The organism is Algoriphagus terrigena DSM 22685 (genome assembly GCF_000429445.1).
Classification (GTDB): Bacteria; Bacteroidota; Bacteroidia; order Cytophagales; family Cyclobacteriaceae; genus Algoriphagus; species Algoriphagus terrigena.
On record NZ_KE386904.1, the window covers coordinates 215,968 to 239,352 of the forward strand.

Here is a 23,385-nt window from a genome sequence, read left to right on the forward strand (position 1 = left end):
GATTAATTAACCTAACCCAAAAAACTATGCAAAAAAAGTTCTACACCTACTGTACAGTGGTGATGCTGTGGGTTCTGAGCCTCGGAATGGCTAGAGCCCAAGATTCGCAGGTGTCCGGTACGATCAAAGACGAAACAGGTACTCCAATGCCTGGCGTAACCGTCGTCTTGAAAGGAACCACCAGAGGCACAACAACCGACTTGGACGGGAAATACTCGCTTTCTGTCCCAGCGGATGGAGTATTGGTATTCTCCTTTATTGGTTACCTCACCGTCGAACAAGCGGTAGGAAACCTCAGCACGATCGACTTGACTCTCAACCCTAATATGGCGGATCTAGAGGAGGTCGTAGTTATTGGCTACGGTACGGCCAAGAAACGGGATATTACTGGTGCGGTATCCTCCGTCAATCCTGCCAAGCTGGAAAACGAAAATCCCAACTCGGTGCAGGACATCCTGCGAGGTAACGCAGCCGGGCTCAACGTAGGGCTCAGTACCTCTGCTAAAGGAGGAGGAAGCCTTGAGGTAAGAGGCAGAACCTCTCTGAATGCCGGTAACAGTCCCTTGTTGGTGTTGGACGGCGCGATCTATTATGGTCAGCTAGCGGATGTCAATCCTAACGATATCGAAAACATTGAAGTACTCAAGGACGCAAGTGCCGCTGCCGTTTTTGGGGCGAAGGCTGCCAGCGGAGTCATCCTTATTACCACAAAAAAAGGAGTTAAGGGCAAACCAACCGTCAAATTTAACCTGAACACCGGTCTGGCGACATTGGGAACGTTCCCGGAGGTGTATGGTCCCAATGAATTTGTGAGCTGGAGAGAGGATGTTTTCAAAAGCATCAATGCGGGCGGCTACGATCCCTATGAATTTTCCGATCCAAGAAATCTCCCCAGCGACATAACTCTGGAAGAATGGATGGCCTACGATGGATCGTCGGGCGATCCGGTCACTGTCTGGCTCCAACGGCTCAACTTGCAGCCAGCCGAAATCGAAAACTATAAGGCTGGCAGGTCTGTGAACTGGAAAGACAAGATCTTCCAAACCGGGTTCCGGCAGGATTACACCGTGAGCCTGTCAGGCAGCACGGAAAACATCAACTACTATTGGTCCCTGGGCTATCTAAACAACGAGGGTATCGTCATCGGGGATGAGTATGAAACGATCCGAAGCCGGGTCAATCTCGAGGGAAAAGTGAACAAATGGCTTACAGTGGGCATGAATACACAATTTGCCGTGAACGACGATAGTCATGTGCCCATCAGTCCGAGAAGCGATGATCCCGCACCCATGTATGCCGATTGGGGTCTATTACGAACCCTCTCGCCTTGGGGCTCGGAATTCAATGAGGACGGCACCTATAAATGGCGGCCAAATGATGAGGCCAGCGGGGGAACTCATCCGGCATACAACATCAGCTTTACAGATCGCTACCAAAAAGCGATGACAGTGAATTCAATGGTTTTTGCTTCGATAAAATTGCCCTTCGGCTTTAATTTCCGAACAAATTTTACGCCTCGGTTTATGTTCAGTGAACGGTTTTACCACCTGTCCGCAGATCATGCCGAATGGGGAGCACAGGGAGGAATCGCAAACAGAAGAAATCAAAAAGAATACTATTGGCAGGTAGATAATATCCTGACCTGGCAAAAAACCTTCGGCGAGAAACATGACTTTAACGCTACTTTCCTGGCAAACGCGGAGAAATTCCAGTCCTGGTCCAACACAATGAACAACAACGGCTTTGAGCCGACCGACCGACTCGGTTATCACAATATCGGAGCAGGCATCAATCCTATCATCTCCAGCGACGACCAATACAGTACGGGCGACGCCCTCATGGGCCGATTGATCTATTCCTATGATGGCAAATACTCGACCACGCTCTCTGTTAGACGTGATGGGTACTCCGCATTCGGACAGGCTAATCCTAGAGCCTTATTTTATTCTGCGGCTTTGGGATGGGTATTTTCCGATGAAAATTTCATCAATATCGACTGGCTGGACTTTGGGAAGATGCGCGTTTCCTGGGGAAGCAACGGAAACAGGGATATCGGAAGGTATGTGGCACTTTCCGATCTGAATACCGGCAAGTATTTCTACCAGACCCCCTCTGGAGAGCTCTACCTGGTCAATCAGCTCTATGTGAATCGCATGGAAAACAAGAATCTGCAATGGGAACGGACCGAATCGTTCAACTTTGGTCTAGACTTCTCTGTTCTCAAAACCCGTCTGACAGGGACCCTTGAAGCTTACAAGATGTCAACCACTGATCTTTTGGTGCAGCGGGCACTACCCAATTTCCTTGGTTTTGACAACGTGTATGACAACTTGGGCCAAGTAGACAACAAGGGATTTGAGCTCACTCTGAACTCCGTCAACTTTGAGCGACTAAACTTCATCTGGAGGACTACGGGCAACTTTCAGTTAAACCGTAACGAAATCGTCCATCTCTATGGCGACTATGATGAAAACGGTAAGGAGCGGGACGACATCACCAACAAATGGTTCATAGGACACGCGATTGACGAAATCTGGAACTACAAAACTCAGGGGATCTGGCAAAGCGACGAGGCTGAAGAGGCAAAAAAATATGGGGTTCGCCCGGGTGATTACAAGATACAGGATGTCAACGGTGACGGGCTATACACTAACGCAGACAGACAATTCCAAGGCAATACCCAGCCAAGGTTCCGTTGGAGTTTGCGAAACGAGTTTACCATCCTAAAAAACATCGATTTCTCCTTCATGATGTATTCTTATTGGGGACATGAAGACTCCTTCAACCAGATGAAAAACCGAGACGGGTTTCTGGATAGAACCAGTTCTTACGTGACTCCCTATTGGACCGAAGAAAACCCGAACAATGAATGGGCGAGGCTCAATTCAAGCGAGGGCGGCGCGAGCGGATTCAATGTCTATCGTAAGAAGTCCTTTATCCGTCTGGAGAATATCTCCGTTGCCTACCGCTTCCCAACACAGATCGTGGAGAAAGCCAACATGTCCAATGCACGGATGTACTTCAATGTGAGAAACGTAGGCTACTACGCTCCTGAATGGGATTTCTGGGATCCTGAAAATTCCGGACCGACTCCACGCTACTTTACACTAGGACTCGATGTCACATTTTAAGTTTAAAAGAACATTACAATGACTATACGAATCAAATATACTCCGATAAAGATCCTCTTAACAGGGTTGATCCTAGCGGTGGCCCCAGGCTGCAGCGAAGATTGGCTGGATCCGAAGCCGCTTTCTTTCTACACTCCGGAAAACACCTATAATGAAGCCAGCGGCCTATGGGCTGCGCTGGTCGCTTGCGAGCGAAATATGCGGCACGAATACACGGGTGACGGATCTCCGATCCTTACCGAGCACATCTTCTCTGAGGTGGCCGTGGAGGGTACCACAGACAAGACAGGCCCGGCTCAGGATATGAACCTGCTCATCACCCCCGACGCACAGCTAAACCATACCGATTTTAACCGAATCGGATGGTACTGGCTAGAAGGCTTCAAAGGAATTAAATACGCCAATACGGTGGTATCCAGGATCGATGAACCACAAGACTACGAATCTGAGGCTGAGCGAAATCACATCTTGGCCACCGCCTATTTCCATCGGTCGCTGCGCTACTACCGATTGACGCAGCAGTTCGGTGACGTTCCGCTGATTTTGGATGAGATTATCGCTCCTAAACTTGATTTTTATTCCACCGACCGAAAAGTAATCCTTCGAAAGATGAAAGAAGACCTAGAGTGGGGCGAAGAGTGGATTCCTGATGGACTTGACCGGGGAAGAGTACCCAAAGGAGCCCTACAGCATCTACTTATCAAGATCAATCTCGCCCTGGGAGACTTTCAAGATGCCTTGGACGTAGCCAATAGACTGATTGATCAGGGGCCCTACGCGCTCATGACTCGGAGATTCGGAGTTGATGCTAACGATCCCACTAAGAATGTAATCTGGGATCTTCACCGTCCAGAAAACAAGTCGCTCGCCACCAATACAGAAACGATCCTACTTGTAATGGATAGGATAGACACGGATGGAAACTCCGGCGGAATTATCTCGATGAGAAATGCAGTACCCTTCTGGGGAAGCAATATCAACACCCCTGCCGGAAACAAAGGGACATCGGACGTGGCGGCTCTTCCAATCGACCAAGTGACGACATACGGAAGAGGTATCGGAAGACTGCGGGGCACGTGGTATCACCAAAGTATGATTTGGGATGATGAAAATGACCTAAGACATGCTCCGGGTAACTGGATGAATATGACTGATTTGGTCTATAACAATCCTGATATCCGGTCAAAAGATCCCTACTATGGAAAAAACCTGCAGCTGAGAAACGACGCGGGAGTGTTACTGTCTGTGGATACGATCAGAAACTGGTTTTCCTGGCCGCATTATAAACTCCACGTCCCAGACCCACAGCGAGTTCAGCCACAAGGTGGGCCGACCGACTGGTACGTATTCAGACTTGCCGAATCCTATCTTTTGAGAGCAGAGGTCAAATTTTGGATGGGCGATATGGCGGGAGCCGCTGAGGACGTAAACGCCGTCAGAACCCGTGCCGGTGCGGCACCCTACAACGCTGCGGAAATTAATATCGGTACGATTCTCGACGAGCGTGCCCGCGAGCTGTATTATGAAGAGCCGAGAAAAACCGAGCTTACACGAATCGCCCGAATCTTTGCACAGACCGGACAGAGTGCCTACAATGGTAAGACGTACAATGAAGCAGATTTTTCCAAGAATAACTTCTACTATGATCGGATGATGGAAAAGACGGATTTCTACAACAAAGGCGTATTCACCCGACATGGGGACACGTATACGTTAAGCCCCTACCACGTCCTATGGCCGGTTCCCCAAAGTTCAATTGACGGCAATACACAAGGCCGCATCAACCAGAATGAAGGGTATTCGGGATTTGAAAGCAATGTCCCTCCGTTGACTACTATTGAGGAAGATTAACTTCAAAGTCGTTCGTGGCTAAAAGACCAAGGGCTGCCGTGCTTAATTGCAACTGGCAGCCCTTTTTTTTAGATCTTAAAGGATTATCCGACGAAAACTGTTGGAGTAAATCTCTGACCGAAAGCCGAACCCAGTTAGTTGTAAACTACTGTACTGGATCGAATCGTCAGTTTGGAAGGCAAGGAAATGACCTGATTGGGCAGGTCCGGCTGCCGGGGCTTGGTCAGCTTTTTCATCAAAAGCTTGGCACACTCTTCGCCGATCGTAAAGGCCGGCTGGGTAATCGTGGTTAGCGCGGGCGTAAGAAGCCCCGCAATACTAAGATTGGAAAAGAAACTGATGATCTTCAGGTCTTCGGGAATCTTGATATCGGTCCTTTTCACGGCATGGTAGGTCGCCAGAGCCAATTTTTCCACCGAGGAAAGCAGCCCGTCGGGCCGATCCTCAGACAACAGCAGAGTGCGGATAGCCTCAATGTTTTTTTCCTCCTCGTGCGCACAAGTGACCTGTAGGGAAGGTGTCGGGGAAAGTCCGGCTGCCTTTAAAGCATCAAGATATCCGCGGTATCGCTCTTTGGTGATCGACAGTTCTTTTGAAAGCATCAAAAAGGCAATTTTTTTACACCCTTGCTGGATCAGATGCTTGGTACCCTCAAAGGCACTTTCGTAGTCGTTGGTGATGAACTTGGTAGTAGGAATATTGTCACAGATCCGGTCAAAAAAGATTAACGGAAATCCTCTTTCATGCAACCGGGCCAGATGCGAGATGTCACTGGTTTGGCTGGAAACGGACATGACAATTGCATCCGCTCGCCCGTTCATCAATAGGTTCACGATTTTCTTTTCCCGCTCCACATCCTCATGCGTGCTGTAGATCAGCAGATGATAGCCATGCTGATGGGTGACCTCCTCAATGCCATCGATGACTTTTGAGAAAAAACTGCTCATCCGCTCGGGCATGACCACCGCGATGGTCTTGCTTTTGTTTTCTCTCAAACTACGAGCAAAAGGATTGGGCTGGTAATTGAGCTTTTCAGCCATGCTCACCACCTTCTTTTTGGTCGCTTCGCTGATCTCGTAGCTGTCGTTAAGCGCGCGTGACACGGTTGAGGGAGAAAGCTTCAACTCCGCTGCCAGCTCTTTGAGATTGACTCCGGTACTCATTAGTTTTAATGGGTTAATTGTACTTTTAATTGACGGTCAAAATTCCGAGGCCTTAATTTATACAAATTATTCCACATCTATTATTTCGCAAACGTTTCCGTATTTTAATAGGGTCTTGGCGCTAAATCAGGGTAAATTTAGCTTGGCAAAACAACCCTGGCCTAGCCTCCCATTTTGACTATGATCCCGACGCAAACCCAAAATTCTTTCCTGACCGAAGATTTTTTGTTACAATCTGAGTATGCGAGAATCCTATATCATGATTATGCAAAAGATCTCCCGATAATCGACTACCACAACCACCTCCCTCCCGCCGAAATCGCCCAGAACAGGAAGTTCGAAAACATGAGCAAGATCTGGCTCGCAGGCGACCACTACAAGTGGAGAGCAATGCGCACACTTGGGGTCGATGAAAAGTACATCACCGGCCCCGGATCTGATTCGGAGAAGTTTCAGCACTGGGCGCAATCGGTTCCTTATACCATGCGAAACCCGCTTTACCACTGGACTCACATGGAGCTGAAGCGATATTTTGGAGTGGAACAGCTCATGAACGGAAGCAATGCAACTGAGATTTATCTCCAAACCTCCGAACAACTGCAGGACGACGACTTCAGAGCCCGGGCACTGCTCGAGAAGATGAATGTCGAAGTAGTCTGCTCTACCGATGACCCAGTCGATACCTTGGTACACCATGAGAGCTACCTCAGGGTGGGAGGTAAAGTCCAGCTCTATCCGGCCTTCCGACCAGACAAATCCTTTGCGATCGAATCACCGGAAGCTTACACTTCTTACCTGAAGAAACTCGGCGAAGTTGCCGGTTTTGAGATTGACTCCTTCGACAAACTGATCGAAGCCTTGCAGATCCGGATTGACTTTTTCCACAGCAGAGGATGCCGACTTTCGGATCATGGCTTGGAAAATCTCTACTATTCCGACGATACACGGCTTTCTGCCGACAACATTCTGCACAAAGTACTTCGCGGCAATCCAGCCACCGAGGAAGAAATCAACCACTTCAAATTCAAAGTCCTCAAGAAACTCTGCAAGATGTACCACGCCAAAGGCTGGGTACAGCAGTTTCACTTGGGCGCCCTGCGAAATACAAACACCCGGATGCTGAGAATCCTCGGCCCGGACACCGGATTTGATTCCATCGGGGATTTTGACCAGGCAAGAGCCATCGGTTCTTTTCTCAATGAACTGGATTCTACAGATCAGCTGGCACAAACCATTCTCTACAATCTCAACCCGCGGGACAATGAAGTGCTGGCCACGATGATTGGCAACTTCAACGACGGCTCGATCAAAGGCAAGATCCAATTTGGCTCCGGCTGGTGGTTTATGGATCAAAAAGACGGGATGGAAAAACAGATCAATTCCCTCTCCAATATGGGTCTGATCAGCTGCTTCATCGGCATGCTGACAGATTCCAGAAGCTTCCTTTCCTTTCCGCGACATGAATATTTCCGTCGAATCCTGTGCAACCTATTCGGTCAGGACGTCCAAAACGGCGAACTTCCCTGGGATGAAAAATGGCTCGGTCAGTTGATCTCTGACATCTGCTACCGCAACGCCAAAAACTACTTCAACTTCTCCCCTTCTAATTACAAGCTTTGATGAGCACGCCTAATTTGTTTTCCCTTGAGGGAAAGAAAATTGCTTTTTCCGGGGCAACCGGAGTCTTGGGAAAAACGATGGCCTTGCATCTGGCTTCAGCCGGAGCGGAGCTTTTGATCCTGGGCAGAACTCCCGAAAAAGTCAACGAATTGGTCGCGGAAGTAACTGCGGCCGGAGGCAAAGCTTCCGCATACATTGCAGACGTGACGGACGAAGAGTCACTAAGCAAAATTGCCAAAGAGATTGAGATTCAACACGGGCGAGTGGATGTTTTAATCAACTCCGCAGGCGGAAACATGCCGGGAGCTGTCGTGAGACCAGATCAAACCTTCCTGGACTTGGATACTCAGGCGCTGCGCAAAGTGATGGATCTCAACTACCTCGGCACCGTGCTTCCAATCAAGGCTTTGCTTCCATTGATGCTAAAGAACGGAAAAGGCAATATCCTCAATATCAGCTCAATGGCAGCATCCAGACCCATGACCCGAGTGATGGGCTATGCGTCCGCCAAAGCTGCCATCGACAACCTTACCAAATGGCTTTCTGTCGAGTTGGCACAAAAGCACGGCCCGGAATTCCGGGTGAATGCCATCGCCCCCGGCTTCTTTCTGACGGAGCAAAACAGAACCTTGCTGACTGAACCAGACGGAAGCCTCACCCAACGGGGAAACCAGATCATCACCCACACGCCGATGAGCAGATTCGGAAAACCCGAAGATCTGCTGGGCGCCTTGCAGTGGCTTTGCAGCGACGCATCGGCCTTCGTTTCCGGCACCATCGTACCGGTGGACGGGGGATTCAGCGCCTATTCAGGAGTGTGAAAGGGTTATTGGTTAAAAGTTAATTGTTAAGAGTTAATCGCTGCTCCGTTAACATTTAACCTTTAACCCTTAACTTTTCCGCTTAACTTTTCCTTTCAATTACAAGCAACCTACTAACCAATAACCCATTTTTCCATGAGCTATAAGATGGAACAAACCATGCGCTGGTATGGTCCCAAAGACCCGGTAAGCCTGAGAGACATCCGACAGTCGGGTGCCACGGGTATCGTGACTGCACTTCACCATGTACCAAACGGGGAAGTCTGGAGTCGCGAAGAGATTCAGATCCGCAAACAAGTGATCGAAGACGCCGGATTGACTTGGTCAGTCGTCGAATCTGTGCCCGTGCATGAGGTCATCAAAACCCGAACTGGTGACTTTGCCCAGATCATCGAAAACTACAAGACCACGCTCCGAAACCTGGCCGCAGAGGGTATTTTCACTGTCTGCTATAACTTCATGCCGATCCTGGACTGGACTCGTACCAACTTGGAATATGAGCTGGAAAACGGTGCAAAGGCCTTGCTCTATGAGAAAAAAGCCGTTCAAGCGTTTGATCTTTTCATCCTTCAGCGTCCTGAGGCTTTGAATGAATACACAGCTGACGAGATTGCAGCGATCAAGACCTACTACGAAGCGCTGGCACCCGATGCCAAGCAGCTCATCATTGACAACATTCTCAAAGGATTGCCAGGCTCCGAGATCGGCTATACAATGGACGAATTTCGCGCGATGCTGAAGACCTATGAAGGGATCGATGCACGGAAGTTGGCAGAACACCTGCGCCTTTTCCTGGATGCCGTGACTCCGGTAGCCGAAGAAGTCGGCGTATTTCTCTGCATCCATCCGGATGATCCGCCGTTCTCTCTCTACGGGCTTCCGAGAGTGGTCAGCACGGCTTCAGATGCGAGGAGAATCCTTGTCGAAACGCCGAGCCGACACAATGGGGTCACATTTTGCACCGGTTCGTATGGAGTGCGGGCCGACAACAATCTGCCTGCCATGGTCAAAGAATTTGGTGACCGCATCCATTTCATCCATTTACGCAGCACCAAACGAGACGCCGAGGGCAACTTCTTCGAAGACAATCATTTGGAAGGAAATGTGCCGATGGTAGCGGTCATCAATGAGATCATCGAGGTGCAACAGCGATTGGGCAAAAGCCTTCCGATGCGTCCCGACCACGGCCATCAGATGCTGGACGATCTGCACAAGAAGACAAATCCAGGCTATTCGGCCATTGGGCGACTCAAAGGCCTCGCTGAGATCCGCGGTGTGGAAGAAGCTTTGCTTTGGGTAAAGGGAAAATGATCTTGTCAACCGACGACAGTCGACAGTCGACGGCTGTTAAGTAATAACTTCAGACTTTCTTTTCCTTGGTTATTGGAAAGAAATAATCATTTCAAAAACAGATCCACTTGGAAATTCATCCGAGTGGATTTTTCATTTTGCTAAATCGTATTATTGAAATTAATCTAATAAATGGAAGTTTGATGCTGGCCTTTGGCGAATTCCCCCTTCTTAAGGGGGTTAGGGGGATTTATCACTATTAGTTTCGATATATCCCAATTTCGTGCACCATTCCGAATTGTTAGATTTCCCTTTTTCCTATATTCTTAAGAAATTCCACCCAAACCCCATTCCCAATGACAGAAGACTTTTCTCCTTTGCCCACGTCCTACCGAGCTATCCAGCAAGCGACGATTGACCAGGGCTTCACCATGGCCTCAGATCTGGCGACCGGCAGCTTCCTTAAAACCCTGGCCGGAAGCAAACCAAAAGGCAGGTTTTTGGAGATGGGTACCGGAACGGGGCTTTCCACCTCTTGGATCTTGGACGGAATGGACCAGAACTCCAGCCTCGTTTCCATCGATTTTGATGACCAATTCCTGTCAATAGCTCGGGAGTTTCTCGGTAATGATCCCCGTCTGGAACTTGAGCTGATAGATGGGGAAAAATGGGTTGAATCCAACGCGGGGCAGCGCTTCGATTACATCTTTGCCGACACCTGGCACGGCAAATACCTGCTGCTGGACGAAGTCTTGGAGATGCTGAAAGTCGGAGGTCTTTACATCGTGGATGACATGCTTCCCCAAGCCAACTGGCCGGACGGTCACGCGGAAAAGGCAGAAAGGTTTATCCAAAAGCTCGAATCCACGCCGTTTCTCCATCTCACCAAACTCAACTGGTCCACGGGAATCATCGTCGCTACCCGTAAATTCTAAGTAGCATCAATGCCATCCATTTTTTTCCGTGAAGCAGCCTGACCTCTATTTATTGATGAGTAAGGACTGTTGACTTATTTTAAAAAAAATAAAAGCTTGTAGTCCATAGTCCATAGATTTGCACCCAGCTTTCCAGTCTGGAAAAACTAAAACTTAGACTTAATTCGATTGTGACATCAGACATCTTTTGTCTGGCGTCTAAAATCTTACATCTCACTGATGAACATTCAAGAAAGTATCATCCAGGGCATTCAGCTGGCATTTCAGAATAGTTACAACCATGACTTGCCTTTGGACCAGATTGTCCTCGCTCCTACCCGAAAGGAATTTCAGGGAACCTACACCTTTGTAGTTTTCCCATTTTTGAAAATCTCACAAGCAAATCCTGACACCACCGCCAAGCAAATCGGCGAATACCTCAAAGAAAACGTCGCAGTGGTTGCAGATTTCAATGTCGTGAAGGGCTTCCTCAACCTTGTTTTGAACGAAAAAGTCTGGCTGGATCTTTTCTCCCAAATCTACTCCAACCCGGATCTGGGGCAGCTCCCGGCCAACGGCCAAAAGGTAATGGTGGAATATTCCTCTCCCAACACCAACAAACCGCTTCACCTCGGACACCTGCGAAACAACTTCCTCGGCTTCTCGGTCGCGGAAATCCTCTCCGCAAACGGCTATGAGGTCATCAAAGCCAATCTGGTCAACGACCGCGGCATCCACATCTGCAAATCCATGGTCGCATACCAGCACTTTGGAAACGGAGAAACTCCAGAATCCTCCGGACTCAAAGGAGACCATTTGGCAGGAAAGTACTACGTGCTTTTCGATCAGGAGTACAAGAAGCAGATCAAGGAATTGGTTTCTGCCGGTCAGACAGAGGAAGAAGCAAAGAAAAACGCGCCAATTATCCTGGAAGCGCAGGACATGCTCCGTAAGTGGGAAGCCAATGACGAGGCTGTGGTCTCGCTTTGGAAGCAGATGAATGCCTGGGTCTATGCGGGGTTTGAGGCCACTTACACCAAGATGGGCGTCAGCTTTGACAAGTATTACTACGAGTCCGACACCTACCTTTTGGGCAAGGATATCGTGGAAGAAGGCTTGGCAAAAGGAGTGTTTTTCAAGAAAGAAAACGGCTCCGTCTGGGTGGATCTAACCAGCGAGGGACTGGACGAAAAGCTCGTCCGTCGCGGCGATGGCACCTCGGTGTACATCACCCAGGATTTGGGTACTGCCGACTTGAAATACAAAGATTTCCAAATCGACAAGTCCGTATATGTAGTTGGTAACGAGCAGGATTACCACTTTGAAGTCCTGTTTAAGATCATGCGAAAGCTCGGCCGATCTTATGGTGATGGCCTGTACCACCTGTCCTACGGGATGGTGGATTTGCCTACCGGAAAGATGAAGTCCCGCGAGGGCACCGTGGTGGATGCGGATGACCTGATGCAGGAGATGGTCGAGACAGCCGAGCATCACACCAAAGAGCTGGGCAAGATCGAAGGATTTACCGAAGAGCAAGCCAGCGAACTCTATGAGATCCTCGGCATGGGCGCTCTGAAGTACTTCCTGCTCAAGGTCGATCCCAAAAAACGAATGCTTTTCAATCCCAAAGAATCCATCGAATTTCAGGGTTATACCGGACCTTTCGTGCAGTATTCTCACGCGCGGATTGCGGCGATCCTGCGCAAAGCTGACCAGATCGGGGTGGCTTACCAAAACCCGGATTTCTCAGGAATAAGCGAATTGGCGGAGTCGGAAACGGCCCTGATCTTTCTCCTGAGCAACTTTGAGAAAAAAATCAGCCTCGCTGCTGAGGAGCTTTCTCCCGCGGTGATCGCACAATATCTCTTTGATTTGGCAAAAGAATACAACCGCTTCTATGCGGATCTCCCCATCTTCCATGAGAAGGACCTGGCCGTCCAAGCCTTCCGCGTAGCGCTCTCCGCATTGACTGCAAAAACAATCAAAAAGGGAATGAGTTTACTTGGTATATTGGTACCAGAACGCATGTAAACTATGAAATCGAACTTGGCAAAAAAGTCCTACTCTGGGATTGTACCAATCCTGTGAGATTCTCCCGAATCAAGTTCGGGACAGGCTATGTGTCCATTAAAAAACAAATTATTAACACATGAAAATACTATCCTTAATAATCAGCATTGCCCTGCTCGCCTGCGGCAACAGTTTGGAAAGACCCGCTGACCAGGCAGAACTTCACCCCTCATTTGACCAAACTATGGAAAGCTCCTTCTACGACTTCAAGATGAAAGACATCAATGGGAAAGAAATTGACTTTTCTGAGTTCAAAGGCAAGAAGCTGCTCTTGGTAAACGTGGCTTCCAAGTGCGGCTACACTAAGCAGTACGCGCAGCTGCAGGAACTCTACGCAGAGCACGGTGACGACATCTTGATCCTTGGCTTCCCGGCCAACAATTTTGGCGGTCAGGAGCCCGGCTCCAACGAGGAAATCAAAGACTTCTGCTCCACGGAGTACGGCGTGACTTTCCCCATGTTTGAGAAGATCTCCGTGGCAGGTTTTGACAAGCATCCACTTTACAGATGGCTCTCTGACGCTTCGCAAAACGGCTGGAACAACGAAGAACCGAGCTGGAATTTCTGTAAGTATTTCATCAATGAAAAGGGCGAACTCGTGAAGTTCTTCCCTTCCAAAGTGGCTCCGTTGGACGAAGAGATTCTCCAGCTCATCGGCGCCTAATTCAAGAATTTTTGCTTTGAAATCGAGCCTGTCGTCCACGACACACACTGGGATAGTTATTAACTGTGCGAGATTCTCCCGATCCGCCGCGGCGAACGGGACAGGCTATGTGGCTTTTTAAAAGCAAATAATAAGCACATGAAGAAAGAGATTACCACAAAAAAAGAAGCCTGGCTGCACGCGGTCAGGCTTCGTACTTTACCTCTGGCCTTGGCCAGCATCTTAGCCGGATCATTTCTCGCAGCTTGGAAGGAAAGCTTCCGCTGGGAAATCCTACTCTTGGCGGCTTTGACCACGATCTTCCTTCAGATCCTTTCCAATCTCTCCAATGATTACGGTGATACCGTGCACGGAGCAGACTCCGCAGAAAGGCAAGGCCCTGTTCGTGCCGTTCAGTCTGGCATCATTACACTGCCGGAAATGAAGCGGGCAATGTACCTGTTTGGCATCTTGTCTTTGGTATCAGGCCTGCTCCTGCTCTATCTTGCGGTTGAGGATTGGAAGTTGTTTTCGCTTTTTCTTGCTCTCGGCTTGGCCGCGATCTGGGCGGCCATCACGTATACGTCGGGAAGCAATCCTTACGGATATGCAGGCTTGGGCGACATTTCCGTCTTTTTATTCTTCGGTTTACTTGGGGTGCTGGGTACTTTCTTTCTCCATACGCTGAGCTTCGAGCCTCTGACTTTGCTGATCGGTGTGGCGCTGGGACTTTTCAGCGCAGCTGTGCTCAATATCAACAACATCCGCGACATCGAATCGGATGAAAAGGCAGGTAAAAAATCGATTCCAGTACGAATTGGCAGAACAGCCGCGGTACGCTACAACTGGGCACTTTTGGCTGGAGGTTACCTGTGCCTGATTGGATTTGTGCTCGTCAGCGGGCAGCATCTCGCTTTGCTTGCGCTCCTTGCCGGACTCGTGATGTGGAAGGTTGGCTCGGGAGTCCAGCGTGCCAAATCCTCCGCCGAGACTGATCCCTTTCTGAAAACGATGGCGATCAGCACCCTGCTCTGGGTGGTGCTTTTCGGAGTGGGTTTACTTTTTTAGCAAAAGCTTCTAAAAATCATTTTCCTGTCGCTTTAAATAGCTAATTTGGAAAATACAACAACCCTTTGAGCCATGATAAAAGTCCTCGTACCGTTTGATTTTTCTCAGACTGCGCATCACGCCCTGAATTTTGCAACCGGGCTCGCAGCTATCTACCCCCATGTCGAAATCAGTCTTTTACACGTGATCGAAACTCCCGTCACCACGGGAATGAGCGCGATGGGCGGAGGATTGGAATCTATTCCTGACTTTCAAAACCAGATCTTCTACATGGAACTGATCGAGACTCGAAAGAAGCAATTCAAAGAACTCGAAGGAAAATACGTCGGATCCGAATATGCCTTTAAGACCAAACTGGTGCTCGGCAATGTCTTCAAAGGCATCAGTGACGCAATCCTGGAAGAAGCTCCGGATCTGGTGATCATGGGATCGAAAGGGTCATCGGGACTGGAAGAGGTGCTGATCGGCAGCAACACTGAAAAAGTGGTCAGAAATGCCTCATGTCCAGTCATCACGATCAAAGCGGACACTCCTGTTGACAAGATGAGAAAAGTCGTCTTTGCTTCTGACTTCAGAGAATCCGACGACAGGGTAGCTGCCAGAATCAAACGCATGCAGGACCTCTTCCATGCTGAGTTTTACTTCGTGGTAATCAATACTCCGGGCAATTTTGAGACTACCCGGGAGTCTATCTCCAGGATCAAGACCTTTGTGCAGAAGCACAAGTTTGAAAACATCAAGGCAGAGATCTACAATTCCCTTTCGGAGGAGTCCGGCATCCTGGAGTTTGCCGACGATATCCAGGCGGACATGATCGCGATGACTACCCACGGGAGAACTGGCCTGCTGCACCTGATCACCGGCAGTATCGCCGAGGACGTAGTCAACCATTCAAAAAGACCCGTTTGGACCTACAAAACCAAGTAATTCCCCATTAACTTTGCGGCCTCCACTTCGGTGCGGGCCTTTTTATTTCCCCTATGGCAAAGAAAAACAACGACTGGAAAAAGCGCGACGGAGTGGTTTTTTCAACAAGCGACGACTTCGAGTACAATCATGGTGATCAGGATGACGCCGAAACTCTTCCTGCTTCCCAGCAAAAGCTAAAGGTATTGCTTGACAAGAAAGCCCGTGCCGGAAAGCAGGTCACGCTCGTGGAAGGCTTCGTCGGCACAGAGGACGATCTGAAAGAACTGGGCAAGCTGCTGAAAAACAAGTGCGGCGTCGGCGGTTCCGCCAAAGACGGAGAAATCCTCATCCAAGGTGATCACCGGGACAAAGTCCTGCAAGTGTTGCTTCAGGCGGGCTACGGCGCTAAAAAGTCGGGAGGCTAAATCTCCTCCTTATTTCGGACCTTCGATCTCTTCCAAAAGATCCTCATACCAAGCTTCCCCATACTTCCTGATCAAAGCATCCTTGAGAAAACGGTAAAGCGGCACTTTCAAGCTTTGACCAAGCTGACAAGCCGGGTCGCAGATGTGCCAGCGGTCATAGTTGAGCGCATCAAACTGATCGTACTTAGTCACCCGAATCGGGTAAAGATGACAGGAAATTGGCTTTTTCCAGGAGATTTTTCCCTCTATGTAGGCTTGTTCGATCCCACACTTCAGAATGCCACGCCCGTCATAGAGTGCGTAAGCACATTCCCGATTGTCACCGATGGTCGGAGTTCCCTTATCGCCATCTTTGTCAATCACCCACACACCCTGCCTTTCGATGGCCTGACGTCCTTCCTCGGTGATGTAGTCTTTGACTATCGGGTAGATTTCCTCCAGGATCTTGGTCTCGTCATCTTCCAGCGGCGCACCGGCATCGCCCTCTACGCAGCAGGCACCTTTACAGGCATCCAGGTCACAGACAAAAAAGTTTTCTTTGATATCGTCCGATAGCACGGCGTTTCCGACCAGAATCATACACTTGGGTTGTTTCCCCAAAGGTAAAAATCTAAGTCTCGTAATCCTACATTTCCGCATAGAAGCCTTGTCGACTCACTCCCCCAGTTTGACTTTATAAAATCCCACATTTCGACAATTTCAAAGCCAGTTGCTCACCGGCCACTTTAATCTACGGCCAAGGGTCGACATTTCAGATCTCGCCATCGAAGTCCAATTATATCTAAATATGCGGGATGGTAGAGGTATCTTTTTGGCACACAGCAGATAATAAAATGGATAAATAGAAGACAAATATTGGCAGATATGATCTTTTATGTAAATTAAGATATTACTGATCCCTGTTTCAGACACGCTTCTGTCCAGCATTCCTTTTTAGATTTTCGAAGAATTAATTCAACTCTGTTTATAATTTTCAAAACCAATTTTTCAACCCAAACACAAAAAAATATGAGGCAACTAAAAACCCCAAACACATTATCCCTACTCCTAGGAATCGGGATTTTATTTTCATCCTGCGAAAGCAGCATCGTGCAAGAAGAGCCGATCACACAGGCTACGCTTGCAGAGGAAGCAGAAACCAGCAAGTATAATCTCAACCTGCTTCCCCAAGTCACGGATTTTTCCAACTTACGGGTCGGCACCTATACAGGCCGATACCTGATCATCAACAAGGGCGGCAGTCTATCCAAGTCCCTGGCAGGAGATATTCAAAAAGCCGGCGGCGAGATTGTGAAAACTTATCCGCAAATCGGAGTATCAGTCGCAGTTTCAAATTCCTCTGATTTCTTGACCAAGGCCAGGGCGATCAGTTCAGTAGAGTCTGTGACTCCTGATTTCATTCTTCAATATACCACGGAGCCTGAATTTGCGGGAGAGGTCACAAGTCTTGATCTGGGAAACATCAGCGCTACCGCCGAGCCATTTGACTACCAAAGCGCAATCTTTGATGGATTTCAATGGGCTCCGGCTTCCATTGATGCTCCGACTGCATGGGATAACGGAATTACAGGTGAAGGGGTGCGTGTGGCAGTCATCGACGGTGGAATCCACTCTACCCATTTTGACCTAGCTCCCAATCTGGACGTGGCTAGCTCCATCTCCACAGTGCCGGGATTTAATTTCAACGAAGATGTCGGAACCTTCTGGCATGGAACCCACGTCGCCGGTATAGTGGCGGCGTCAGGATTTGGTGCGGTAGGCATCGCGCCAAAAGCCACCATTATCGGCGTCAAATCCCTTCACAATGGGACCGGTGCCTTTGAATGGATCTTGGAAGGACTCCTCTATGCTGCAACCCCTCAATCCATGGGCGGAGCGGGCGCCCAGATTATCAACATGAGCTTGGGAGCAACGATCCCCTATAGAGACGAGTGGAAAGACAAAGAATTTCGGGACGCATTTCGCGAGCTACAGAAAATCTATGACATGGCCACCCGATATGCTTACCAAAATGGCGTGACAGTCGTAGTGTCTGCGGGCAATGGAGCGACTAACTATGATGTAGCAAAATCGCTCTATAAACTCCCCGCAGAAAACCAACACGTTCTCTCCATCAGTTCTACCGGACCTGTGGGTTGGGCCTTGGGTGCTACCAATTTCGCTCAACCCGCCTACTACACGGACTTCGGTAAGTCATTGGTAAGCTTTGCCGCTCCAGGTGGAAGTGCCGGTCTTTTGGTGGTAGACGGATTCGCCGGTAACTGTACCGTTGTAGGTACCAGCCGCACCATCATCAACCCGTGCTATGCCTTTGACATGGTCTTCAGTACCGTCAGAGGAACTACCGATGGAAACTACAGCTGGTCACAAGGCACCTCAATGGCCTCACCGGCGGTGGCCGGGGTAGTAGCACTGATGATGGAAGAAAGTGGAGGAACCATGCAGCCTGGGGTAGTAAAAACCAGACTGACAAATTCAGCCACCGATCTAGGCAAGCCTGGGAAAGACGAATACTACGGAAATGGCTATGTGAATGCTGCAAAAGCAATTGGTCTGTAACAACCGCTGTTCGCAAGCTGCTTTATTAAAATCCAAAGCCTTCCCAGTGGGAAGGCTTTTTTTACCCTTATTGATATCCAAGTGAGTTAAACGCTCAACGTAACTCATTGAAAGCAGTCGAAACATCGATGGGGCTTCAATCCTCCAGTCGGTAGATCTCCATAATGTCCGCCAAAGCTTTTTGGAAGTCGATCTTCAAGTCAATCAACTTTCCAGTCTTGATATCAAAGACCCAACCATGGACTTGCATGCCGCGCTTTCGAACTGCGCGCTGCACGGCAGCCATCTTGAGCACATTGATTGCCTGCTCCTTCACATTGAGTTCGACCAGTCGATCGTAGCGCTTTTGCTCGTCAGTGATCGCATTGAGTTCGTCCTTGTGGGCACGGTAGACATCCCGGATATTGCGCAGCCATGGATTCAAAATACCCATGTCCTTAGACTCCATCGCAGCCTTAACTCCGCCACAGGAATAATGTCCGCAGACCACCACGTGATTCACCTCCAGATATTTCACAGCATAGTTGATCACACTCTGCGCATTGAGGTCGATGGCGTTGACGATATTGGCGACGTTTCGATGGACAAAAAGCTCTCCAGGCTGCATGCCCATCAGGTCCTCTGCCGTCACCCGTGAGTCCGAGCAGCCGATGTAGAGCACGTTCGGTTTTTGGCCTTTGTTGAGATTTTCAAAATAGGCCGGATCATCCGCGGTTTTCGCCTGGATCCACTTTTCGTTGTTTTCAAAGATCTTGGATAAGTCCATGGGTTGAGTTTGGTAGCACGCTGCAACGATTATAATGGAAATATATCGGAGTACACAGTATTGAATCTAGATCTCTCCCATTGTTTTCAAGCTCACTTCCTAAGGAAGTCCCTGAGCCTTGGGATACTTTGCCAGCTTTGCTTCCAATTCTTCAACTATCTCAGGCCTGTCCTTGGCGATGTTTTTAACCTCTAGCGGATTGTCTTCGAAGTCGTACAGCTCGTATACCACCTCTTTGTCTTTGTCCTGCGTGTGAGTCCATCGCACCATGCGGTAGCGGTCGGTCCGAATGGCTTCCCCAAGGTATCCGCCGCGGATAAACGCATGATACGCGTGATCTTTCAGTAGGTGTCGGCCGTCGTTTAGCGTCGGCACAAGATTGATCCCATCGATCGGCTGCGGACCCGTCGGTCTTTCCAGGCCTGCCAACGCCGCCAAAGTCGGGAAGATGTCGACCGACTCAGCAAACTGTCTAGTACTGCTGCCACTGCTTGTCACACCAGGAGCGCGGAAGATAATGGGGATGCGGTTTGCTTGCTCATAATTGGTGTGCTTGGTCCACATGCCGTGATCTCCCAAGTGCCATCCATGATCGCCCCAAAGAACCACAATCGTATTTTCATCCAGATTCAACCGCTCCAGTTCCGCCAGAACTTTGCCGACTTGGGCGTCCATATAAGTCAGGCTTGCATAATAGCCGTGCACCAGCTTTCGCTGCAGATCCTTCTCATAGATGCTCTGATGGTTTGGGATGGGAAAAAACTGATTGACCTCCCCTCCACTTTTGACAGCAAAATCCGGGGCATCTTCAGGATAGTCTTCAAATTCCGCCAAAGGGAGCTTCTCGGGATCATACATGTCCCAGTATTTTTTGGGCACGCTGAAGGGCAGATGCGGGCGGGCAAAACCCACCGCCATAAAAAACGGTTGGTCTTGATCCTTGCTCAAATCCCGTAGCCGGTCAATGGCATGACGAGCCACCCGACCATCAGCGTATGCTTCGTCTGTCACATCCGGACTTTCCCAAGCCGCTCCTCTGGGCAATTCATGGTTTGGTGGCGTGTCCTTGATGTACATGCGGGTGTTTTCGAAAAAGGCCTCCTCCCGTGTCAACTGTCCATTGGTGCTTGCAGGATCTAAATACTCAATCACCTTTTCTTTCCAATGCGGGATACTCCAAGACTCCTTGTCGTTGGTGTTGCCATGGCCGATGTGAAAGACCTTGCCCATAGATTCCGCATGGTAACCCGCAGCACGGAAATATTGCGGCATGGTCACTGCGTCAGGGATCACGTCCCGGAATTCCTTCCCAAAATCATAGAGACCAGTGCTGGTGGACCGGGACCCCAAGATCAGATTGTACCGGCTTGACACACACACTGCCTGATTGCTATAGGCCTGATCAAATCGCATCCCGCTCTTGGACAGCGCATCAATATTGGGACTGATGGCATGCGGATCACCGTAGGCACCCAAGTTGGGTTTAAGGTCATCGACAAGGATTAGCAGGATGTTGGGCTTTTTCACTTTTTGGCCGTATGCCGCAGACATCGCAAAAAACAGCAGCCCGATAAGAGCACCTTGTCTTAGAAAAGTCAAAAAAGAGGTACTGTTAATCTTCATGGTTGTAAAATATTTTTGCGAACGTCAACTCCTTTGCGGTCCTCTTCAAAGAGCCAAAAGCCACATTGAAAAAACGGCCCTCCGAATCTCTCCGGAGGGCTCGTAAATCTTAATCAAATTCGTGATCGTAATACCAGATTGCTTCGCTCCTCTGTCGCTCGTAACGACGTTAGACCTTCGGCACTTTCCAGCCATTATGATAATTCGCCTTCATCAGATCATTGGCATCTGAATCGGTGAACATGTTTTTCGCAGCGTCCCAATAGACTTTCTTGCCGGTCTTGTAGGCGATGTTTCCCATCTGGGCGTTGATCGCAGCTACCGAACCGGTCTGAATTGCACACTTCAGTTTCGAAGGATCGTTGGTTGTCATTGCCTCTACGAAGTTCACAGCATGCAGATCCAAGGCGTTTCCGTTGGGCTTGGTATGTGCAACTTCCTCGGTCTTGTTTTCCTTTTTGCCATCGACCGTCTGGGTTTCCGGGATTACTTTCCAGCCACCACGGTTGACCACCAGAGTCGCGTTGTTACCGATAAAGGCAATGCCCTCTGTGGTGCCGTAGTTCCCTCCGTCAATGCCGGTCGCGTGCTCCCATAACATGTTGAAGCCATCGTATTCGTACACGGTCTGCAGTGTATCCGGTGTTTCAGAAGCGTCATCCGGATAGGCGAATTTCCCTCCTGAGGCCATCACGGATTTTGGCGCACTTACACCCATCGCATAGAGCGCGATGTCAATCTCGTGCACACCCCAGTCGGTCATCAGTCCTCCGGCATAGTCCCAAAACCAGCGGAAGTTGAAATGAAAGCGGTTGGCGTTAAACTCTCTTTTTGGAGCGGGACCGAGCCACATGTCGTAATCGACACCTGCCGGAACCGGACCGTTTGGCACAACCGGGACAGGCTTCATCCAACCCTGATAAGCCCAACATTTGACCAGACGAATCTGGCCCAATTTGCCGGACTTCACGTATTGGATGGCTTCGTCGTATTGGGAACCAGAACGCTGCCACTGCCCGACTTGCACGACTTTGCCGTACCGTTCCTGGGCTTTGACCATGATCTGGCACTCTTCGATGGTATTGGCGATGGGCTTTTCGACATAGACATGCTTGCCAGCAGATACCGCATCCACCATGTTCAGGCAGTGCCAATGATCCGGAGTCCCAATGATGACCACGTCAATATCCTTGTCTTCTAGGAGCTTGCGATAGTCTTTGTATTGCTTGGGTCGGGTCCCACGAAGTTTGAACACATCTTCAGTTCGCTGATCAAGTACGCTCTGATCCACATCCGCCAATGCCACACAGTTGACCTGCGGGATCTTCAGATGGGCATTCATGTTGGACCAGCCCATTCCTTTGCAGCCGATCAGGCCGTAGTTGATCTGGTCGTTGGGACCGATGCTTCGGGTGAATTTCCCAAAGTCTGCTGCAGTCAGGATTGAGGGCATGCTCAACCCTGCTCCCAGCAGCATGGTGTTTTGTATAAATCGTCTTCTTGAGGACATAGATAGATGGTTTTGGGGTTATTGGTTATTGAAAAAGTACGATTTCAGATTTACGATTTACGAGGCTAAGAATAGCACCAATCCCAAATTCTCAATTGAACTTTCCTTTTTGAAGTTCTAAAAAGATTGGATCAGAAAACGAGTTCAACTTATCCAAGACCTCGTAAATCAAAAATCGTACTTCGTAAATCACAAAGGTCTTACCCAGATATTTCTGAATTTTACCGGGTTACCGTGATCTTGCATCTTGATCGGAAGTTCCTCAGCGTGAGCTTTGTAGTTTGGAATCCCGATGTACTCAGTTGGACCTCTGAGGATCACATTGTTTTGTACCAACACGCCGTTGATCAGCAAGGTCACGGTCGCAGGCGAGGTCACCATGCCGTTTTTGTCAAATCTTGGAGCCTTGAAGATGATGTCGTAGTAGTTCCACTCGCCCGGAGCTCTCAGCGGATTGACCAACGGCGGGTGCTGCTTGTAAATCGATCCAGCCTGACCGTTGGTGTAGGTCTTGCTTTCGTAGCTGTCCAGTACTTGCACTTCGTAAATTCCCATCAAAAAGAAACCTGAATTGCCACGGCCTTGGCCTTCTCCTACGATCTCGGTAGGTGCAGTCCATTCCAAGTGATATTGAGCATCACCAAATGCCTGCTTGGACTGGATATCTCCTTTGCCCTTTACCACGGTCAGTTCGCCGTTTTCCACTTTCCACTCAGCAGGGCCATTGCCTTCCTTGGCACTGACAAAGCTGTTCAGGTTAGTGCCATCAAACAGAACGATCGCGTCGGATGGTGGTGCGGTATTGTTGGTACCGGCGGTGATTTTCGGAACCACCGGAGTGTAGAACTCGGTAGCTTGCGGTGGCAATTTGGGGGGAGTTTGATCTTGTGCCAGGGATAAAGAACTTACTGAAAGTCCCGAAGCAAAGAACGCGAGAGCAACTAACTGTTTTGTCATAACCAATAGATTATTTTAGGTAAAGAATGTTAACCCGATAAATTACTGTAAAAAAGCCGTGAATC

General features: G+C 49.2%; 18 protein-coding genes. 12 read left to right on the forward strand and 6 right to left on the reverse strand.

Annotated features, from left to right (window positions below; genetic code table 11):
- Nucleotides 1–26 precede the first annotated feature (26 nt).
- Both G459_RS0124805 and G459_RS0124810 read left to right on the forward strand, forming a co-directional pair.
- On the forward strand, nucleotides 27–3,131 hold the full coding sequence (locus tag G459_RS0124805; RefSeq protein ID WP_026969985.1) for a SusC/RagA family TonB-linked outer membrane protein: 3,105 nt from the start codon (nucleotides 27–29) through the stop codon (nucleotides 3,129–3,131).
- Between the two features lie 18 nt (nucleotides 3,132–3,149).
- Nucleotides 3,150–4,982: a RagB/SusD family nutrient uptake outer membrane protein gene (locus tag G459_RS0124810; RefSeq protein ID WP_026969986.1), complete on the forward strand. Its 1,833-nt coding sequence runs from the start codon at nucleotides 3,150–3,152 to the stop codon at nucleotides 4,980–4,982.
- A gap of 134 nt (nucleotides 4,983–5,116) precedes the next feature.
- Here the strand turns inward: G459_RS0124810 and G459_RS0124815 are convergent, their stop codons facing one another.
- Nucleotides 5,117–6,145: a LacI family DNA-binding transcriptional regulator gene (locus tag G459_RS0124815; protein ID WP_026969987.1), complete on the reverse strand. Its 1,029-nt coding sequence runs from the start codon at nucleotides 6,143–6,145 to the stop codon at nucleotides 5,117–5,119.
- 180 nt (nucleotides 6,146–6,325) lie between these two features.
- Between G459_RS0124815 and uxaC the strand changes: the two genes are divergently transcribed.
- From uxaC to G459_RS0124860, 9 genes are all read left to right on the forward strand, one after another.
- Entirely contained in the window at nucleotides 6,326–7,765 is a 1,440-nt protein-coding gene (gene uxaC, locus G459_RS0124820) for a glucuronate isomerase (protein ID WP_035457003.1), read from the forward strand.
- On the forward strand, nucleotides 7,765–8,586 hold the full coding sequence (locus G459_RS0124825; protein WP_026969989.1) for an SDR family oxidoreductase: 822 nt from the start codon (nucleotides 7,765–7,767) through the stop codon (nucleotides 8,584–8,586). Before uxaC ends, G459_RS0124825 begins: the two co-directional genes overlap by 1 nt.
- Nucleotides 8,587–8,721: 135 nt before the next feature.
- A complete protein-coding gene (gene uxuA, locus G459_RS0124830; RefSeq protein WP_026969990.1) occupies nucleotides 8,722–9,897 on the forward strand; it encodes a mannonate dehydratase in 1,176 nt (391 codons plus the stop codon).
- A gap of 335 nt (nucleotides 9,898–10,232) precedes the next feature.
- Complete coding sequence (locus G459_RS0124835; protein ID WP_026969991.1) at nucleotides 10,233–10,811, forward strand: O-methyltransferase; 579 nt, start codon at nucleotides 10,233–10,235, stop codon at nucleotides 10,809–10,811.
- Between the two features lie 219 nt (nucleotides 10,812–11,030).
- On the forward strand, nucleotides 11,031–12,821 hold the full coding sequence (argS, locus tag G459_RS0124840) for an arginine--tRNA ligase (RefSeq protein ID WP_026969992.1): 1,791 nt from the start codon (nucleotides 11,031–11,033) through the stop codon (nucleotides 12,819–12,821).
- A 118-nt stretch (nucleotides 12,822–12,939) separates the two neighbouring features.
- Nucleotides 12,940–13,524, forward strand: a complete 585-nt coding sequence (locus tag G459_RS0124845; RefSeq protein WP_026969993.1) for a glutathione peroxidase — start codon at nucleotides 12,940–12,942, stop codon at nucleotides 13,522–13,524.
- A 138-nt stretch (nucleotides 13,525–13,662) separates the two neighbouring features.
- The gene (locus G459_RS0124850; RefSeq protein WP_026969994.1) at nucleotides 13,663–14,571 is read left to right on the forward strand and encodes a 1,4-dihydroxy-2-naphthoate polyprenyltransferase; all 909 of its coding nucleotides are present in this window, start codon (nucleotides 13,663–13,665) and stop codon (nucleotides 14,569–14,571) included.
- A 72-nt stretch (nucleotides 14,572–14,643) separates the two neighbouring features.
- The gene (locus tag G459_RS0124855) at nucleotides 14,644–15,498 is read left to right on the forward strand and encodes a universal stress protein (RefSeq protein WP_026969995.1); all 855 of its coding nucleotides are present in this window, start codon (nucleotides 14,644–14,646) and stop codon (nucleotides 15,496–15,498) included.
- A gap of 53 nt (nucleotides 15,499–15,551) precedes the next feature.
- The gene (locus G459_RS0124860) at nucleotides 15,552–15,905 is read left to right on the forward strand and encodes a translation initiation factor (protein WP_026969996.1); all 354 of its coding nucleotides are present in this window, start codon (nucleotides 15,552–15,554) and stop codon (nucleotides 15,903–15,905) included.
- A 9-nt stretch (nucleotides 15,906–15,914) separates the two neighbouring features.
- Here G459_RS0124860 and G459_RS0124865 read toward each other — a convergent pair whose 3' ends face one another.
- On the reverse strand, nucleotides 15,915–16,484 hold the full coding sequence (locus tag G459_RS0124865) for a DUF3109 family protein (protein WP_026969997.1): 570 nt from the start codon (nucleotides 16,482–16,484) through the stop codon (nucleotides 15,915–15,917).
- A 429-nt stretch (nucleotides 16,485–16,913) separates the two neighbouring features.
- Between G459_RS0124865 and G459_RS0124870 the strand changes: the two genes are divergently transcribed.
- Nucleotides 16,914–18,464 carry a S8 family peptidase gene (locus G459_RS0124870; protein ID WP_084454695.1) on the forward strand — a complete coding sequence of 517 codons (1,551 nt, stop codon included), beginning with the start codon at nucleotides 16,914–16,916 and terminating at the stop codon, nucleotides 18,462–18,464.
- A 136-nt stretch (nucleotides 18,465–18,600) separates the two neighbouring features.
- On the opposite strand, the gene G459_RS0124875 is transcribed toward G459_RS0124870, so the two are convergent.
- The 4 genes from G459_RS0124875 to G459_RS0124890 form a co-directional block, all read right to left on the reverse strand.
- Nucleotides 18,601–19,230 carry a carbonic anhydrase gene (locus tag G459_RS0124875; protein WP_026969999.1) on the reverse strand — a complete coding sequence of 210 codons (630 nt, stop codon included), beginning with the start codon at nucleotides 19,228–19,230 and terminating at the stop codon, nucleotides 18,601–18,603.
- Between the two features lie 99 nt (nucleotides 19,231–19,329).
- A complete protein-coding gene (locus G459_RS0124880) occupies nucleotides 19,330–20,853 on the reverse strand; it encodes a sulfatase (RefSeq protein WP_084454697.1) in 1,524 nt (507 codons plus the stop codon).
- 169 nt (nucleotides 20,854–21,022) lie between these two features.
- Nucleotides 21,023–22,363: a Gfo/Idh/MocA family protein gene (locus tag G459_RS0124885; RefSeq protein WP_026970001.1), complete on the reverse strand. Its 1,341-nt coding sequence runs from the start codon at nucleotides 22,361–22,363 to the stop codon at nucleotides 21,023–21,025.
- A 189-nt stretch (nucleotides 22,364–22,552) separates the two neighbouring features.
- Complete coding sequence (locus tag G459_RS0124890) at nucleotides 22,553–23,320, reverse strand: 3-keto-disaccharide hydrolase (RefSeq protein ID WP_026970002.1); 768 nt, start codon at nucleotides 23,318–23,320, stop codon at nucleotides 22,553–22,555.
- Nucleotides 23,321–23,385 lie beyond the last annotated feature (65 nt).

Excerpts from the sequence above, each read along its gene's own strand:
- G459_RS0124805 (WP_026969985.1), top strand. The coding sequence starts at position 27 with ATGCAAAAAAAGTTCTACACCTACTGTACAGTGGTGATGCTGTGGGTT.
- G459_RS0124810 (WP_026969986.1), top strand. The coding sequence starts at position 3,150 with ATGACTATACGAATCAAATATACTCCGATAAAGATCCTCTTAACAGGG.
- G459_RS0124815 (WP_026969987.1), bottom strand. The coding sequence starts at position 6,145 with ATGAGTACCGGAGTCAATCTCAAAGAGCTGGCAGCGGAGTTGAAGCTT.
- uxaC (WP_035457003.1), top strand. The coding sequence starts at position 6,326 with ATGATCCCGACGCAAACCCAAAATTCTTTCCTGACCGAAGATTTTTTG.
- G459_RS0124825 (WP_026969989.1), top strand. The coding sequence starts at position 7,765 with ATGAGCACGCCTAATTTGTTTTCCCTTGAGGGAAAGAAAATTGCTTTT.
- uxuA (WP_026969990.1), top strand. The coding sequence starts at position 8,722 with ATGAGCTATAAGATGGAACAAACCATGCGCTGGTATGGTCCCAAAGAC.
- G459_RS0124835 (WP_026969991.1), top strand. The coding sequence starts at position 10,233 with ATGACAGAAGACTTTTCTCCTTTGCCCACGTCCTACCGAGCTATCCAG.
- argS (WP_026969992.1), top strand. The coding sequence starts at position 11,031 with ATGAACATTCAAGAAAGTATCATCCAGGGCATTCAGCTGGCATTTCAG.
- G459_RS0124845 (WP_026969993.1), top strand. The coding sequence starts at position 12,940 with ATGAAAATACTATCCTTAATAATCAGCATTGCCCTGCTCGCCTGCGGC.
- G459_RS0124850 (WP_026969994.1), top strand. The coding sequence starts at position 13,663 with ATGAAGAAAGAGATTACCACAAAAAAAGAAGCCTGGCTGCACGCGGTC.
- G459_RS0124855 (WP_026969995.1), top strand. The coding sequence starts at position 14,644 with ATGATAAAAGTCCTCGTACCGTTTGATTTTTCTCAGACTGCGCATCAC.
- G459_RS0124860 (WP_026969996.1), top strand. The coding sequence starts at position 15,552 with ATGGCAAAGAAAAACAACGACTGGAAAAAGCGCGACGGAGTGGTTTTT.
- G459_RS0124865 (WP_026969997.1), bottom strand. The coding sequence starts at position 16,484 with ATGATTCTGGTCGGAAACGCCGTGCTATCGGACGATATCAAAGAAAAC.
- G459_RS0124870 (WP_084454695.1), top strand. The coding sequence starts at position 16,914 with ATGAGGCAACTAAAAACCCCAAACACATTATCCCTACTCCTAGGAATC.
- G459_RS0124875 (WP_026969999.1), bottom strand. The coding sequence starts at position 19,230 with ATGGACTTATCCAAGATCTTTGAAAACAACGAAAAGTGGATCCAGGCG.
- G459_RS0124880 (WP_084454697.1), bottom strand. The coding sequence starts at position 20,853 with ATGAAGATTAACAGTACCTCTTTTTTGACTTTTCTAAGACAAGGTGCT.
- G459_RS0124885 (WP_026970001.1), bottom strand. The coding sequence starts at position 22,363 with ATGTCCTCAAGAAGACGATTTATACAAAACACCATGCTGCTGGGAGCA.
- G459_RS0124890 (WP_026970002.1), bottom strand. The coding sequence starts at position 23,320 with ATGACAAAACAGTTAGTTGCTCTCGCGTTCTTTGCTTCGGGACTTTCA.